Annotated in this window: 11 protein-coding genes; 5 read left to right on the top strand and 6 right to left on the bottom strand. The window is 69.5% G+C overall.

Annotation, left to right across the window (positions count from 1 at the left end; genetic code table 11):
- Window position 1: 1 nt before the first annotated feature.
- From KBX34_RS04290 to KBX34_RS04270, 5 genes are all read right to left on the bottom strand, one after another.
- The gene (locus KBX34_RS04290) at window positions 2-430 is read right to left on the bottom strand and encodes a molybdenum cofactor biosynthesis protein MoaE (protein WP_130405760.1); all 429 of its coding nucleotides are present in this window, start codon (window positions 428-430) and stop codon (window positions 2-4) included.
- Complete coding sequence (locus KBX34_RS04285; RefSeq protein ID WP_088950762.1) at window positions 427-1,683, bottom strand: molybdopterin molybdotransferase MoeA; 1,257 nt, start codon at window positions 1,681-1,683, stop codon at window positions 427-429. Before KBX34_RS04285 ends, KBX34_RS04290 begins: the two co-directional genes overlap by 4 nt.
- A gap of 75 nt (window positions 1,684-1,758) precedes the next feature.
- Window positions 1,759-2,229 carry a molybdenum cofactor biosynthesis protein B gene (locus tag KBX34_RS04280; RefSeq protein WP_088952101.1) on the bottom strand — a complete coding sequence of 157 codons (471 nt, stop codon included), beginning with the start codon at window positions 2,227-2,229 and terminating at the stop codon, window positions 1,759-1,761.
- Window positions 2,226-2,717, bottom strand: coding sequence for a cyclic pyranopterin monophosphate synthase MoaC (gene moaC / locus KBX34_RS04275; protein WP_099856846.1), 492 nt, complete (start codon window positions 2,715-2,717; stop codon window positions 2,226-2,228). Before moaC ends, KBX34_RS04280 begins: the two co-directional genes overlap by 4 nt.
- A gap of 261 nt (window positions 2,718-2,978) precedes the next feature.
- Complete coding sequence (locus tag KBX34_RS04270) at window positions 2,979-6,080, bottom strand: BTAD domain-containing putative transcriptional regulator (protein WP_210923411.1); 3,102 nt, start codon at window positions 6,078-6,080, stop codon at window positions 2,979-2,981.
- Between the two features lie 697 nt (window positions 6,081-6,777).
- Here KBX34_RS04270 and KBX34_RS04265 point away from each other — a divergent pair.
- The 5 genes from KBX34_RS04265 (at window position 6,778) to KBX34_RS04245 (ending at window position 12,549) form a co-directional block, all read left to right on the top strand.
- Window positions 6,778-9,303: a bifunctional diguanylate cyclase/phosphodiesterase gene (locus KBX34_RS04265; RefSeq protein ID WP_210923410.1), complete on the top strand. Its 2,526-nt coding sequence runs from the start codon at window positions 6,778-6,780 to the stop codon at window positions 9,301-9,303.
- 49 nt (window positions 9,304-9,352) lie between these two features.
- The gene (locus KBX34_RS04260; protein ID WP_210923408.1) at window positions 9,353-10,696 is read left to right on the top strand and encodes a glycosyltransferase family 87 protein; all 1,344 of its coding nucleotides are present in this window, start codon (window positions 9,353-9,355) and stop codon (window positions 10,694-10,696) included.
- A gap of 41 nt (window positions 10,697-10,737) precedes the next feature.
- Window positions 10,738-11,370, top strand: coding sequence for a phosphoribosyltransferase (locus tag KBX34_RS04255; protein WP_210923406.1), 633 nt, complete (start codon window positions 10,738-10,740; stop codon window positions 11,368-11,370).
- 22 nt (window positions 11,371-11,392) lie between these two features.
- On the top strand, window positions 11,393-11,764 hold the full coding sequence (locus KBX34_RS04250) for a zf-TFIIB domain-containing protein (RefSeq protein WP_088950768.1): 372 nt from the start codon (window positions 11,393-11,395) through the stop codon (window positions 11,762-11,764).
- 107 nt (window positions 11,765-11,871) lie between these two features.
- Window positions 11,872-12,549, top strand: coding sequence for a maleylpyruvate isomerase N-terminal domain-containing protein (locus KBX34_RS04245; protein WP_210923405.1), 678 nt, complete (start codon window positions 11,872-11,874; stop codon window positions 12,547-12,549).
- 23 nt (window positions 12,550-12,572) lie between these two features.
- On the opposite strand, the gene KBX34_RS04240 is transcribed toward KBX34_RS04245, so the two are convergent.
- Window positions 12,573-15,269 (bottom strand): replicative DNA helicase, encoded by a 2,697-nt coding sequence (locus KBX34_RS04240; protein WP_307871329.1) that lies wholly within the window; start codon window positions 15,267-15,269, stop codon window positions 12,573-12,575.
- Between the last annotated feature and the right edge of the window lie 278 nt (window positions 15,270-15,547).

The raw sequence follows: 15,547 nt of genomic DNA, 5'->3' as shown, positions 1-15,547 counted from the left end.
GTCAGGGGCAGTTGACCCATTCCTCGGTGCCATCGGTGAAGACCTGCCGCTTCCAGATGGGCAGGCGCGCCTTGACCTCGTCGACCAGCCGGGCGCAGGCCGCGAAGGCCGCCGCCCGGTGGGCGGTGCTCACCGCGGCGACCAGCGCCACGTCACCGATCGCCAGCGGGCCGACCCGGTGCGAGACCGCCACCGCGTAGACGTCGGGCTCCGCAGCGATCTCGGCGGCCACCTCGCGCAGCACCTGCGCGGCGCTCGGGTGCCCCTCGTACTCCAGGCTCGTGACCTGACGCCCGTGGTCGTGGTCGCGGACCACGCCCTGGAAGGAGACCACGGCGCCGGCCCGACGGTCCGCGACCGCCGCCTCGTGGGTGGCGAGGTCGAGCGGCTGGTCGGTGACCTCGCCGAAGGTGATCGCCGGTGCGGTCATGAAACACGCTCCCCAGGAAGCAACGGCAGTGGCACGATGGGCACCCGGTCACCCGGCTCGCCGCTGGTGCCGGGCCTGATGACGGCGAACCCGTCCGCGCCGGCCAGGCCACGCAGCATCGCCGAACCGACGTGTCGCACCGGAGTCGCGGTGCCGGCGGCCCGATCCAGTCGGACCAGCGCCAGGTGGGTGTGGTCACCGCGACCGGGCACCGCCTCGGCCAGGGTGACCTGCGGCAACACCGGCATCGAGCGGCCCTGCAGACCGGCGAGCAGCGGCGCCACCAGCGACACCAGCGCGACGATGGCGGACTGCGGGTTGCCCGGCAGCCCCGCCACGAAGCGGATCCGCCCGTCGTGCCCGGCCAGCCGGGCCAGGAGCATCGGGAAACCCGGCCGGACCGCGACCGTGTTGACCACGTAGTCGGCGCCCAGCGCCTCCAGGGTCGGGTGCAGGTGGTCGACCGGGCCGTTCATCGTGCCCCCGGTGGTGCACACCAGGTCGGCACCGGCCAACGCCGAGCGCAGGGCCGCCACGTGCGCGGGCAGCGTGTCGGCCACCGGGCCGACCACGTCGGACGGGCGGATCTGGCAGCCGTACCGCCGCAGCCACCCGGGCACCGCCGGGCCCAGCGCGTCCCGGACACGACCGGCTGCCGGCGGGCCGGCGGTCAACAGCTCGTCACCGAAGACGAGCAGCGCGGCGCGCGGCGCGCGCCGAACCCGCAGTGTGTCGTGCCCACAGGAGGCCGCCAGGCCGATCACCGCCGGGTCGACCGGCGTGCCGACCGGCAACAGCTCCTCATCGGCGTACGCCTCCTCGCCGGGTTGCCGCCACTCGGGCGTCTCCCGGGGAGTGCCGCGGACCAGACCGTCGACGGTCGTGGACTCCTCCACGCGCAGCACGGCGCTGGCACCCTCGGGCACCATGGCACCGGTAGCGATCTCGACGGTCGTGCCGTCCTCGGTGAGCGGCGCGGGGGTGCTGCCCGCCAGCACCCGGCCGACGACCCGCCACGGGCCGGTGCCGCGCACCGCCCAGCCGTCCACGCTGGAGGTCGGGAAGGCGGGCAGGTCGGTGCGGGTGGTCAACGGCTCAGCAAGGGTGGACCCGTCGATGTCGGCCAACGGTCGGGCGACGGCGGGCAGCGCGGCGGCCAGACCGACCGCGTAGACCCGCGACCGCGCTTCCTCCCAGCCGGCTGGTGGAGGTGCGACGACCCGATCCGCGGTGGGTGCGGTTTCCGTGCTCACCGACCGAGCCTATCGGCACGGACCGACACCCGTCGGGGCCTGGCGTGGACCGGTCGGTGGGCGCAGCCGCGAACCTCAGTGGTCGCCGCCGCGCAACTGGTCGACGGTGTGCCCGAGGATCGGCCCGAGCACGGCCAGGCCGTCCCGGGCGCCGCCGGTCGAGCCGGGCAGGTTGACCACGAGCATCCGACCAGCCACCCCGGCCAGACCCCGGGACAACACCGACGTGGGCACCCGGTCACGGCTGTGCGCACGGATCGCCTCGGCGATGCCGGGGATCTCGTAGTCGAGTAGACCCCGGGTCACATCCGGTGTGCGATCCGACGGGGTCACCCCGGTGCCACCACTGGTCACCACCACGTCGACACCGTCGGCGCGGGCGGCCTGCAAGGCGGCACCAACCGGCTCACCGTCGGGCACCACCACCGGCTCGTCGACCTCGCACCCCAGCTCGCGCAGGCCGGCGACGAGCAGTGGACCGCTGGTGTCGGCGTAGACACCGGCCGCGGCCCGGTTGGACGCGACGATCACCCGCGCCCGGATCACGGCCGGTCCTCCGGCCGGACCCACTCGCCGGTCTTGCCGCCCTCCTTGCGCAGCACCCGGACTGCCTCCACCGAGGCCGCCGGGTCGACCGCCTTGACCATGTCGATCAGAGCGAGGCCGGCGACGGCAACCGCCGTCAGCGCCTCCATCTCCACCCCCGTGCGGTCCGCCGTGCGGGCGGTGGCCGTGATCTCCACGGTGTCGGCGGTCAACCGCAGGTCGACGGTGACGCCGTGCAGGGCGATCGGGTGGCACAGCGGGATCAGATCGGGAGTGCGTTTCGCCCCCATGATCCCGGCCAGCCGACCGACCGCCAACGCGTCACCCTTGGGCAACCCGTCACGATGCAGCAGGTCGATGACCTCGGGTGTGGTCCGCAGACGGCCGGCGGCCACGGCCAGCCGGCCCGTCACCGCCTTGGCGGAGACATCGACCATGCGGGCCGCGCCAGCACGATCGACGTGGCTGAGCTGTGCGGGTTCGGTCACGGTCGTGAGCCTATCGGTGCGGTACGACGGCGTTCGGAAGGAGCGGCGTCGCGCTGACCGCCGCGCCGGGTGCTGACGGCGCACCGGTCGGACGCCGCTCCTTCCTCGCCGACCCGCCGCCGAGGTCGCTGGGGGGACCTGGCAGCGGGTACGTGTCGACGACCCGGTTCTGCCCAGGGGCAGAACCTCCCCCGTTCGTCGATACGGCCGAGAAGCTACCGGGTGTGGCGATAAGAAATCGATAAACGCTGTTCAGGCAGGTCAGCGCTCTGCGGCCGGGTTCGCGTCAGCCAACTCGGCGAGGCGGCCTTCGACCTCGATGCGCTCCGGCACGCCCATCCGCCGGAAGATCGCCAACGCCCGCTCCCAGTGCCGCCGGGCCTCGACCGGGTCGACGCGGACGAAGTGTTCAGCAAGCCCGGCCAGAGCGCGTCCCTGCTCGTACGGGTGCGCGATCCGAGTCGCCAACCGCAACGCCTCCTGGTGCCTCTCGAATGCCTCGCCACCTTGTCCCTGCGCCAGCAGGGTGCGGCCGAGTTCGTTCAGCGCAGCCGCCTCGACGTGTCGTTCCCCCGACCCGATCGACAGCTCCCGGGCTGTTTCGTGCTCCTGCTGGGCCTCGCTGAGACGGCCCAGACCGCGGTAGGCGATCCCGAGGTCGTTGCGCACCTCGGCCTCGGCGTACCGGTGGCCGGTGCGCTCCCGCAGTGCCAGTGAAGCCATCAGGATCCGGATTGCCTGTGGACGATCGCCCATGCGAACACGCACTGCGCCGATGTGGCTGAGTGCGTTCAGCGTGTGAAAGTCGTCGGAGTTCGTCCGAGCCCACGCCAGGTGCAGGCGGTGCATCCGCAACGCTTCCTCGTAGCGCCCCAGGGCCGTCAGCGCCAAGCCAAGATTCGGCAGCAGGATGGAGCCGCCGATACTCCGGTAGACATTGTCCCGCAGACAATCGAGGCCGAGCTCCACCGACTCGGACAGGTGGCCGCTCCACCAATAGACGGCGGCGAGGTTCGCGCGGTACCGGGCGGCGTTCAGTACGTCCCGCGAGTTGCGGGAAAGGTCGACCGAACGTGTCAGGTGGTCAAGCGCCCCCCGCTTGTTCCCGGTACGGACGTAGGCGGAGGCCAGGTAGTTGTTCATCAGTGCCAGTGCATCAGCGTCCCCGGCAGCCTCCGCCGCCTGCAGCCCAACACGGTGGGTCAGAATGATGTCCTCGAAGTACCCGCGGATGTAGCAGAATCGCCAGAGGGCACGGGCCAATTGCCAGCAGTGCCGGTAGAACCCCGACTCGTGCGCCGACACCACCATCGTCACCAGGTCCGTCCGCTCGGCCTCCACCCAGTCAGCGGTCGGCTCTCCGACGGCCTCGACGAGCTCGAGCTGTCCGGACGGCATGTGCGTCACCTGGGATCTGATGACGCCCGGCTCCAGCAGATCGGCGACCCTCAGAACCGCCTCCAGCGTGAAGTCGAACAGTCGAGCCAGTCCGCGTCGGCGATCGTCGGAGGAATCGGCGTGGGAGCAGAGTTCGATGGAGTACTGGCGCATGAGGTCATGCAGCCGATACCGCATTGAGTCCAGGTCCTCCACCAGGTTCCGGTCGACGAGTTCATCGAGCGCCGCATGAGCGTCCGCCAAGGTCAGGCCGGTCAGGGCGGCGACCACCGGCGGGCTGAAGCGATTACCGGGATACAGGCCCAGGAATCGGAAGACACGCTTGGTCGAACCCGGGAGAGGCTCGTAGGAGGCGGCGAAGGCACCGGTGACAGTGCTCTCTTCCTGAGCCAGGTGGTGCAGCACCAAAGGATCGCCGGCCAACTGTTCGACAAGGTCCGCCAACCGCCAGCCGCGCCGATGCGCCAGTCTGGCACCGGCGAGCCGGATCGCCAGGGGAAGGTGACCACACCGCCGAACCACCTCGGCGGCCGCCGCCGGCTCGGCCTCGACCCGGTCCCGGCCAACGCTCAGACTCAGAAGATCCATGCTCTCCTGTGGGTTCAGGAGCGGAAGCGTCCGAGACGTTCCGACATCCGGGTGGAACAGACGTCGTCGCGAGGTCACCAGCACGACGGTGGTCGGCTCGGTCGGCAGCAGGGGCATTATCTGTTCGCTGCTCGCGGCGTTGTCCAGAACCACGGCCGACCTCCGCCGGCCCAGTTCGTGTCGCCACAATTCCACTCTGTCGTCGAACTCCACCGGAACGCGGTCGGCCGGCACGCCAAGCTGTCGGAGCAGGGTGACCAGGGCACTCGCCGGCTCCACCCGGTGCTTCTCGCCATGCCCGCACAGGTCGATGAACAACGCGGCGTCCGGGTATCGGTCGGACAACTGGCGGGCCAGGTGCACAGCGAGGGCTGTCTTGCCACTGCCCGCCATGCCATCGATGATGTGCACCGCCGGCACCCGTGCCTCAACCCTCCGGGTCTCCGCCAGCAGTCGCGACACCACATCCTCCCGTCCGACAAAATCGGTGACCGCCCGAGGGAGGTGATCGACCGGGGTGATCTGACCGGATTGTTCGGACGGCGTAACAGCCCCCACATCAGCCGCGACCGCTGGCGAGCGCCCCACGCCGATCCCTCCTCTGAAGGCGACGGCGCGCGCCGGGCCCGGGCGCGACACCGCCGCGACGATCGAGCGGCGCAACTCTTGGAGGTTGCTTCCGGGGCCTACACCCAACTCGGTGACCAGCTTCGTGCGGATCTCGTCGTACGCCGTCAGCGCCTCCGCGTTGTCGCCGCGCTCAAACAGAGCCCGCATGAGCAGGAGGTAGGCCGGCTCACGGAAAGGGTGGCGGGCCACCACGCCACGCAGGAGCGGAATCGTCAGGTCGTCCCGGCCCGATCGCAACTGGACGTCGGCAAGAAGCTCTACGGTCAACAACCGATCCTCTTCGGCGGTGACGGTTCGAGCGGTTAGTACGGGTCCGAGCGGAATGCCGGCGAGCATTGGACCCTTCCAACGGGCCACAGCTCGCCCCAACTGCTCCCGAGCTCGATCCAGATGGCCGGCTGCCAGCGCCTCCCGACCAGTGCCCCGCTCCACCTCGAAGCAGAAGAGGTCAATCACTTCTGGGCGTACGTCGAGTCGATAGCCGTTCCGATGTCGCGCGATCGACGCCTGACTGTCAGGGAGAGCCTCGAAAGTCCGGCGCAGATTGGCCGCATAGGTCCGCACATTAGCCACGGCTGATCGCGGTGGGCAATCGACCCATAACTCATCTACGAGGTCATCCAGTGTCACCAGCCGACCGGGCTGCACTGCGAGCATCGCGAAGATTGCCTGCTGTTTGGGCGTACCGAGGCGCAGCATGCGGGTAGACAGTTGCACCGAAAGACCGCCCAGAACCTGAATCTCCACCGGTCCCCTGTTCCAGCCGTGCCAGGTATTCAGTCGATCACGCAGCGAAGTCTACGACCCTCTTCGGTGACGCACTGCTCACGAGGCGAAGGGGGATGGCTGTTGGTGACCTCAGGATTACCGTGAGGAGGGTCGCTTGATTGCCCTATCCGCAGCGCACCATGTCGGCAGCAAGTTGCATCGGCACCAGCGGTTCCACGTCGTGGCCCTCGAGCCACTCGAAGACTGACGCCTTTACCCCGTCAGCCTGACACCTCGAACGCGTCAACTCCGCCCCTGCCGCGTTGATGCCTCTCCAAACTCCGGATGAGGCAACTCCTGGGGTGCCGCAGACCTAGCGAATAACGCGACCATTACCTCGTCCGATACCGTCTGCAGTTGGCAGCTGTCCCACGAATCCAGCATCGGGCCAGTTCGACCGCACTCCGTTCAGCAGCGATGGACAGAACGTCACAAAAAACCTCCAACTTGGCTAATGTTGCGCATACCGACATTTAATTCTTCTAACCCGCCGATCCTTCTCTTAAGCTGCCATTCCAAGGAAGACCTCCACTTTGGGTAGGTCCTCGAATTGGCTCAGCGAGAAGGGGGCAACGCGATGCGCGGCAGCGAGTGGAACTGACCCCTCGGGTGGGGACGTGCACGAGCCCCGGACGGTAGGCTACGAGCACGGCAGAGGCAGTCCTTCGGGAGTGGCATGACCCTTCCTCAGCGACGAGAGATTGAGACCGATCAGCGGCTACGGCTGCTCGTCGGTCTCGTCGTCGTTGTAGCAATCCTCATCACGGCCACTTCACTACCGGTCGCAGCGCGCTCGGCGGTGACCGCCACGCCGACCGACATCGCGGTGCTCGTCGTACTCACCGTCGCAATCGCCCTGGGAACTCTGGTCAAAGCAAGGGTGCGGATCCGGTCCACCACCCACTCGATCAGTTGGACCGAGGCCGCGATCATCATTGGCCTCGCCATCGCTCCGGCCCAGTCGGTGGTCCTCTGCACCGCAGTGGGCATCACGTTCGCCTCGCTCCGGCTGCCGCCGATCAAGATGGCCTTCAGTGTGGGCAAGAACGTCATCGTGGCCTGGGGTGCCGGCATCACGCTGGCAATGACGACCTGGACCTGGCCACCCGAGAACACCGTCGCACTGATCGTGCCGGTAGCTGCCTCGTACCTGGTTGCGGCGCTGTTGGACGACCTGCTGGCCATCCCGGTCATCGCGCTGGCTTCCGGCACCAAGATCGCAAAGCAGTTCCGGACCAACCTCGACCTCCGACTCGCCGGCTTCGCCGTACGGTTCGTCGTGGCGGTCTGCACGCTGCTGATCCTCGACGCGAACTTCAAACTCCTGTTGGTCATTCCGCCCCTGGTTCTCAGCCTGCACCTGGGCTACTCCACGAGAATCCGTTCCAGGACCGAACAGCAGGCGTGGCAGCGGCTCGCCCGCACCACCGACGCGCTCAACGTGGTCGACCTGGACACCGTCCTCACCACCGCCGTCACCCAGGCCGCCGAGTTGTTCTCCGCCGACGAGGTCGAGATCGAGCTGCGCCTCGGCGGCCGCACCGTCCGCGGTGGCACCGGCGGCATCACCTTCGACGGCCCGATCGGCACGCCCGCCGAGGTGGACGGCACCATCGTCCCCGCACCGCTGGAAGGACACGACCGCACCGTCGACGTCGGCATACTTCGACTGCGTTTCCGCGGTCCGGTGCAACTCTCCGAGCGGGAGCAGTACACCCTGCGCACCTTCGCCTCCGCGCTCTGCACCGCCGTTCGCAACGCCCAGGCGTACGCCGAGCTGGCCAGGGTCGCCGACGAGCACGCGTACGCCGCCGCGCACGACGCGCTGACCGGCCTCGCCAACCGCCGACACCTCCTCGACGAGGGCACCGAGCAGTTGAGCACCCGGCACGCCGACGGGGTGACCGCGCTGGTGCTGATCGACCTCAACCACTTCAAGGAGGTCAACGACACGCTGGGGCACGCAGCCGGCGACCAGGTGCTGGTGCAGGTCGCCGACCGGTTGCGCGGTGCGGCCCAGGCGAGTGACCTGGTGGCCCGCCTCGGCGGCGACGAGTTCGCCGTACTCCTGCGAGGGCTGCCTGCCCCGGCGGTCGCCGCACACCGGGCCGAGACCCTGCTCGCCGCCCTGCACGAGCCGTTCGAGCTGGACGGCATGCGGATCAGCGTCGAGGCCAGCGGCGGAATCTCCGTCGCCCCGTCCAGCGGTGGCATGGCCGAGCTGCTGCGCCGCGCCGACGTCGCCATGTACCAGGCCAAGCGAGCCGGGCAGCGGATCGCCACGTACGCACCGACCCGGGACACCGCCGACCTTGGCCGCCTCACCCTCGGTGGCGACCTGCCCCGGGCGGTCGCCGACCACGAATTCGTCGTCAACTTCCAACCGATCGTCGACCTGGGCACCGGCGAGGTGACCAGCGCCGAGGCGCTGGCCCGCTGGCACCACCCCACCCACGGCATGATCGACCCACTGCGATTCCTGGAGGCCGTGGAGCGTTCGGGCCTGCTGCCGGCCTTCGCCGAGGCGATCCTCGACCAGGCGCTGATCGCGGCGGCCAACTGGCGCGACGCTGGCTTCGACGTCCCCGTCGCGGTCAACGTGTCCCCGCGCAGCCTGCTCGACGCGCGGTTCCCAGGCTCGGTGCTGGCCCGTCTGCGCGCCCATGACCTGCCGCCGGACCGGCTGGTGCTGGAGCTGACCGAGACGCTGACCCTCAGCCAGCTCGACGTCGTCGACCGGGTGCTCAGCCGGCTCCGCGACGAGGGTGTCCGGCTGGCGCTGGACGACTTCGGCACCGGCTACTCGTCACTCTCGCTGCTCTCCCGCATCCCCGTGCACGAGCTGAAGATCGACCGGAGCTTCGTGACGACGATGGAGAGCTCGGCGGAGGCCGCCGCCGTCATCCGCTCCACCCTCGACCTGGGCCGCAGCCTCAACCTGGACGTCGTAGCCGAGGGCGTGGAGAGCGAACCGCAGCGGCGGGCCCTGTGGGAGTTGGGCTGCGTCGCCGGCCAGGGCCACCTGTTCGCCCGACCGATGCCGGCCGGCACCCTGCTCGCGGCGATGCAGCGCGGTTCGGGCGGCCGACCCGGCACCCTGGCCGCGCCACTGCACGACGCCGGCGCGGTGATCCGGCTGAGCCAGAACCGCCGCCAGACCGGCCGTTCCCGCCCCGACCGCCTCCCGCACCTGCCCGCCTGACCCAACATCGGCCAGGTGCCGCCGCAGGCCGGTCTGCCAGACTGGCGCCGTGATCGCCGACGACCCGACCGCCCGCCGCCGTCGCTGGCACTGGCGAACGCTCGACGCCGCTGGCGGCGGACTCGCCCTCGACCTGGGCCTCTACGCCGCCTCGGCCGCCTTCGCCGCGATCACCGCGCTCACGTCGACCCTGCTGCCGCACCGGGCGTGGGGCGCCGTCGCCGCCGTCGGATACCTGGCCGCGACGCTGGTGGCGCTCGTCCAACTCCTGCTGCGTCGGCGCTCACCGACCTCACCCCTGGTCGGGCTGCCGGCCCGCTGGGCGGTCACCGGTCTCGCCTGGGCGGGCACCGCACTGCTGCCCCTGCTCTGGCAGAGCATCGACCGGGCCGGCGGACGCACCGACCGGGCCCAGGAGGAGGTGCTGGTCGTGGAACAGGCCGGCACCCGCCTCCTGGAGCACGGCACCCCGTACCTCGGGCCCGACGCGATAGCCGCCCTGCCACCCGGCGAACAACTCATGGGCTACACCCCATACCAGCCCGGCATGGCGATGTTCGGCCTGCCCAGAGCCCTGGCCGACACCTGGTGGACCGACTCCCGGGTCTGGTTCGCGGTGGGCACCGCACTCGCGCTCGCCCTGGCCGTGGCCGCCCTGCGCAGAACACCGACCGCCACCCACCAGGTCGACACGCGCCACCGCCGGGACGCCGCGTTGCTGCGCGGCGTGCAGGCCGCCACCGTACTGCCGATCTGCGCCCTCACCCTCGCCACCGGCGGCGACGACCTGCCCGTACTCGCGCTCTGCCTGCTGGCCCTCGCACTCGCCGCCACCGACCGACCCGGCCGGGCCGGCCTCGCGGTCGGCCTGGCCGGCGCACTGAAGCTGTTCGCCTGGCCGATCGCCCTGGTCCTGATCGTCTGGGGTCTGACCCGGCGCGCCGGCACCCGGGTCGCCGCCGGCGCGATCGGCCTGCCCGTCGCCGCACTCCTGCCCGCCATGCTGGTCGACCGGGACGCGCTGACCGAGAACGTGCTGCGCTTCCCCCTCGGCCACGGCCTGGTCACCAGCCCCGCACAGTCCCCGTTCCCCGGCTACCTGATCGCCACCGCACTGCCCGCCGGCCGGCTGATCGCCGCCGCACTGCTGGTCGCGGCGGGAGTGGCCATCGCCGTCAGACTCGCCCGCCGCCCGCCCCGCACCGCCGTCGCCGCCGCGCTCATCTGCGGGTACGGGCTGCTCGTCGCCATCGCCCTGATGCCCTCGACCCGCTTCGGCTACCTGCTCTACCCGCTCGCCCTGCTCACCTGGGCACCTGCCCTGCACCGCCCGGTCGACACACCGCCGACCCCGGTCCCCGACCACCTGCCCGGTCGGGCCACTTCCGCGTAACTGGCGGGCGGAACGACGCGTCAGGGCGTAGACCTGAAGACATGACGACGTACCGCAACCGGGCCGACGCCGGCCGGGTGCTCTCCGACCGGCTCACCGCGCTCATCGGCGAACCCGACGTCGTCGTCCTCGGCCTCGTCCGCGGCGGCGTGCCCGTCGCCCGGGTCGTCGCCGAACGACTCGGCGCACCACTGGACGTGCTGGTCGTCCGCAAGCTCGGCATGCCGTGGGCCCGGGAGGTCGCCTTCGGCGCGCTCGGGCCGGGAGGCGTCCAGGTGCTCAACGACGCGGTCGCCAGCCGACTCAGCAGCGACGACATCGCCGAGGTCAGCCGTCGAGAACAAGCCGAACTCGAACGCCGGGAACGCCTCTACCGGGGCGGTCGCGCGCAATTGAACCTCACCGGGCATACCGCGGTGATCGTCGACGACGGCCTGGCCACCGGCGCGACCGCCCGCGCCGCCGTGGAGGTCGTCCGCCAACTCGGGGCACACCGCGTCGTGGTCGCGGTCCCGGTCGGCGCGCAGGAAGCCTACGAACTACTCGCCGCCGAGGCAGACCAGGTCATCTGCGCCCAACGCCCAGCGGATTTCGGCGCGGTGAGCGTCTACTACGACGACTTCCACGAGGTGTCCGACGAGGAAGTCACCGAGGCGCTCACAGCAACTGCCTAGGTCCACCAGGTACCGTCGGGCGATGAGTAGTCTCACCTGTCCCAAGTGTCACGGAGAAATGCGCCAATACGAGCGCAGCGGCGTCGTCATCGACCAGTGCGGGGAATGCCGAGGCATCTTCCTGGACCGCGGCGAGTTGGAGAAGCTGTTCGAGGCGGAGGCCAACTGGAGCCGCCAACAGAGCGCCGGTGCGCCGCCGCAGCCTGCCCAGCAGCCGGCCGGCTACCCGCCCCCGCCGCCCCCGCCCGGTTACGGTGCGGTCCCGCCGCCCCCGCCCGCCCACGGCTATCCGCCGCAGCCGGCGTACGGCCACCAGCAGCAACAGCACCACGGCTACCACGGGCACTACCGGCAGAAGAAGCGCAAGGGCTTCCTCGACGACATGTTCGGCTGAGCCCAGAGCCGACATTCCGCCCGGGTCGATCGACGTGTCGGCCCGGGCACACCGCCCACCCCATCGATGGTTGGCGGGGCGCGATCGTCCATGCCAGGGTGATTCGCATGACCGTGATCCGACCGGACGAGGCGCTGGCCCAGGCGTACGACGGGATCACCGCTGCCGTCGACGGCCTGGACGACGCCGGCCTGCAACGAACCACCCGCTGCCAGGGTTGGCTCATCGCCGACCTGCTGCTGCACGTGCTCGGCGACGCCCAACGGGCACTGGTCGCACTGGCCAGCCCCGTCGACGGCCCCGCCGACGTCGACGACGTGAGCTACTGGCGCGACTTCCCCGGCGGCGATGACAACGCCACTCGGCACGCCTGGTGGGTCCGCCGATCGGCCGCCGCCTTCGACCGTCCCACCGGGATCGTCCGGCTCTGGCAGGAGACCGCCCCGGCGGCGGTCCGCGCTGCGGCGTCAGCCGACCCCGAGGGGTACGTGACCACGCAGGGGCACGTGCTGCGCGTACCGGATTTCCTCGCGACCCTGACCACCGAGGCCGTCGTGCATCACCTGGACCTGACCGTGGACCTGCCCGGCGCACCCCCGCCCGGCCCACTGGCGGTACGAGTCGCGGTGGCGACCATGGACGGTCTGCTCAGTGACGACACCGTCCGCCCCACCGCCTGGGACGACCACGACTTCCTGCTGAAGGCCACCGGGCGCGTGCCCCTCACCGAACGGGACCGGCTGGAGTTGGGCGAGTCGGCGGGCTGGTTTCCGCTGCTCGGCTGACCGACGGCGGGTCGTCGCACCGGTCAGCCGATGGCCATGTCCACGAAACGGGACAGGTGCAGCTGCGCTGCCACCGTCACGGTGTCGGTTGGTCCATTTCGATGCTTGGCAACAATGAAATCCGCCTCGCCGGCTCGCGGCGACTCCTTGTCGTAGTAGTCGTCACGGTGCAGCAGGATCACAACGTCGGCGTCCTGCTCGATCGAGTTGTGGGTCGCAATGCCATTGGCGATGAAGTTGTGCGTCCCCAAGACGGTCGCGTCGAACACCTCCTGCTCACCGATCGACTCGATAGTGACGATCGAGTCCCAGAAGATGTCGTTGGTCGCGTGCAGGTCCAGGTCGGCCGCGTCGAGGACGGTGGCGATCGCCGCCAGCCGGGAGCGGCTGGGCGCATGCTTCCAGAGGGTGCTGCCGCAGAACTGGGTGCCGATGGCCTTCGCGAACTCACGGTGAGTCATGCCCTGCTCCACCAGAATCTCCTTGACTCTGGTCCACACCTCTCGCGGCACAGTGTCGACGTTGGTGTTGCTCTCCGTCGACTCCAACGCGGTAAGCAGAGCAGCGCAGCCCTCCGACCGCTGCCCGTAGACGCCGATCTCGCGCAGGAACCTCAACTGGTCGTCACGCCCGGAGATGTCGAGCGTGTACTGAGGGCGGTGCCCCACGACTGGTACAACCCTCAGCCGCGCCGTAATCCCGTACCTCAGGAGCAGCCGAGAGATGTCCTCAAGTAGGCGTCGACTAGTGGATGCGAAATAGACACGCCCCCCGCGACCCGAGCTGTTCACGGTCACTGAGCCGTCCGTGGCCCACAGGTGCTGCAGGAAGGTGGTGATCTGCTCCTTGGGCAGGCTGAAAATGGTCGACGGAAGGAACTTCTCGTGTGATTTCAGGCCGAAGAGACCCAAGTCGTCCAGCCAAGCCGCGATGGGGTTTCGCCGGCCGCGTGCCAGCCGATAGGGCGCAGGCAGCCGAAGGGTCGTCACCCTCGCGGCTGCGTAGTCGTCACGGACAGCAGAGATCCCAAAGTGCTTCGCCGCTTCCGACACGGCCTGAAGGTTCAGCTCATCACAGCTCGCGTATCGGATGGGTTGGCGCCGCACGAAGGATCCGTCGCCCAACAGGTGCGCCAACATCACGACCTCCGCGTCGGCCCACGGGCGGGTGGCCATTGGCGGAGGTAGGTGACGTGGCGTGGCGATGCGATCTCCGGGCGACAGCTCACCGAGCGGCACCCATCCAGTGAACGCGAGGAAGGGATGGTTCGCCGTGGCGTCGATCTGCTTGCCTGATGCGAGGGTCAGCCGGAACACCTCGCGGGTGCCGCTTGGGAAGACGTGGGTCATGGTGCGGGGCGTGTAGCGAAGGCTCTCGTCCAACGCCCAGACCGGGATGTCCCTAGCGTTGTTGGATAACAGTTCACCGAGCGTGATCTCCGTATTGTCATCCGCTCGAACCACTCGGGTCTCGGCCGTGAGGCAGCCAGACTCCCGCAAATCGGACAGCTGAGGTCGCTTGTCCGTGCGCTGCTCGGGGCCACGATTCAGCTGACTGACCGCGATGACCGGGCACTCGACCTCCTTGGCCAACAGCTTCAGGCCACGGGACAGGTCCGCAACCTCCTGCTGGCGGCTCTCGGTGCGCTTCGGCGACGTCATCAGCTGGAGATAGTCGACCACGATCATCTTGAGGTCGTGCCGCTGCTTGAGCCGTCGAGCCTTGGCGCGGATCTCCATCAGGTTCATGCTCGGCGTGTCGTCGACGAAGAGCGGCGCCTCGCTGATCTCACCCATGCATCGGGCCAGCTTGGTCCAGTCGTCGTCGGAGAGCTGCCCGCTGCGCAACACGTGCAGCGGCACCCGCGCCTCGGCGGAGAGCAGTCGCATGACGATCTCGACCTTGCTCATTTCCAGCGAGAAGATCGCGGCGGCCTGGTTGGCGCGAATCGCGGCATTTCGGGCAAAGTCCATACTAGCGGTCGATTTGCCCAAACCCGGCCTGCCTGCCACGATGATCAATTGGCCGGCGTGCAGGCCGTTGAGCAGTCGATCCAGGTCGCTGAAGCCGGTCGGCACGCCGGTCATCATGCCGCCGGTCGCCCCCACCGCCTCGATCTCGTCCAGCGTGGGCTGCAACATGTCGGCCAGGATCGCGAAGTCCTCGCTGACCCGGCGTTCGGTGACGTCATAGACGGCCTGCTGGGCGAGGTCCACGACGTCGTCCACGTCGCGGCTGCCGCCGCTGGCGGTGCCGTAGCCCAACTGCACGATCTTGGTGCCGGCCTCGACCAGGCGGCGCAGCACCGCCCGTTCGCTGACGATCCGCGCGTAGTAGGCCGCGTTCGCGGCGGTGGGCACGCTGGCGATGAGGGTGTGCAGGTAGGGCGCGCCACCGATGCGGACGAGATCGCCGGAGTCGGCGAGCGCCGCCGCGACGGTGATCGAGTCGGCCGGCTCACCCCGGCCGTAGATGTCCAGGATGATGTCGAAGATGGTGGCGTGCACCGGCCGGTAGAAGTCGTTGGTCTTGAGGATCTCGACGACGTCGGCGATGGCGTCCTTGGAGAGCAGCATGCCGCCGAGGACGCACTGCTCGGCGGCAACGTCCTGGGGCGGAGTCTTGTCGAAATGGCCGTCCCGCGGCGCAGGTGGCTGGCCTCCGCCGGAGCGTGACTCTGCCCGCATGTCGTCGGTGACCGACACGGGTCCCCCCTCCACTGCGCCGGATCTGATTCCAGCTCTACCGCTGGGGTGCGACACTTCCGTCCGACCGGGCCGGTCGATCGGGGGCCATCGCGCCGGCGGTCGAGGGCCAACCATACGGACCCCGAGGTCAGAGACTCAACAACGCCGGTGGACGAGCCTTGGGACAACCTGTGGATGCCGGGGGACAGCATGTGCGCGGCGTGTGCACAGCCTGTGGAAAACTGTTGGGGAATTCTTCGTCATAACTCGTTGACCTGCGGAAACGTGCTCCCCAGCCTGTGGAGGAAGAT

Source organism: Micromonospora sp. M61 (assembly GCF_018070245.1).
Taxonomy (GTDB): Bacteria; Actinomycetota; Actinomycetes; order Mycobacteriales; family Micromonosporaceae; genus Micromonospora; species Micromonospora zamorensis.
The sequence above is the reverse complement of the archived record's forward strand: the minus strand, read 5'-3'. Positions and strand labels throughout refer to the sequence as shown.